General features: G+C 34.4%; 1 protein-coding gene. It reads right to left on the bottom strand.

What is annotated here, in order from left to right; all coding sequences use genetic code 11:
- Positions 1-251 precede the first annotated feature (251 nt).
- Positions 252-974, bottom strand: a complete 723-nt coding sequence (locus ADJ83_RS16275; RefSeq protein ID WP_031539716.1) for a hypothetical protein — start codon at positions 972-974, stop codon at positions 252-254.
- Positions 975-995: the final 21 nt, after the last annotated feature.

Here is a 995-nt window from a genome sequence, read left to right as displayed (position 1 = left end):
TAAAACACTCTTTTTCAAGTGTCCTAACTACAGGTACCATTTTAAACAACCTTCTCTCGTTTGTTTATTTAGTACTCTCGTCTATGGTTTTTGCAGAACCTGTAAATGGATGAATCTTATACGTTAAATCTCTGCCAGCTATCTTTTCTTCGGCAGTGATTATCCTACCTAAAGAAGCATAATAAAAAACAACTGCACCAAACGCTAAAATTCCACCTATAGCTTCGCATTTATCTTCAAAAAAATAACCTTCAATTCCCTTTTGCTAAAATAAACGCCATAAAACTGGGATCTGGCTTAGCTTCCTTTATTCCTTTTGCAGATTGAAGGAAAATAGTCTTCTCCTTTTCATAATATACCTTTATTTTCAAATTTCCTAAATCCATTAATTTTGTATGCTTTCTACTAATAGTCGTTTCTTTTGAATCATATGCTTCGCTATTTATGAACTGGACTATTTCGCTAATGGCTGCTTTATCTTTCACTTCCACACCATCTTGTTGAGATTCATTTTGGTATATACGAATGCTCTCTGGATTTTGCTTTAGCCAGACAGTACTATCTAAAATTTGATGCTTGTCAAACATCACTTCTGTTTGCATTTCTGACTTATTATAAGATGCAGAAAGGGATAGCTCACCATCAAAGCCTGCTTTTCTCCATCGAGAATAAAATCCAGACCAATCATTTGCTGAATCATTATCCTCAAGTGCTGAGCCTATATATTCTACACTCCATCCATGCTTAGGAAGTTCTTGCTCATAGTAGTCATAAATAGCCTCCCAGCTATTTCCGTCCATTATGTATTGGTCTTTAGTTGGTGTAAGTCCCGCATATAATGGAATGTCTTTCTCTTGCTCAGGAATAATGGTCATTCCCTTATATGTGTCATCCGTAACTTTTTGATAAATAATAAAACCCGTTAAAAGGAAAGTAAAAATAAATACATAAAGAACAAACCTTTTTTTGAACATTGAATTTCCCCTCTTCTAATA

This window comes from Bacillus sp. 522_BSPC, assembly GCF_001076885.1.
GTDB lineage: Bacteria > Bacillota > Bacilli > Bacillales > Cytobacillaceae > Niallia > Niallia hominis.
This window is presented reverse-complemented; position numbering and strand designations above follow the sequence as displayed.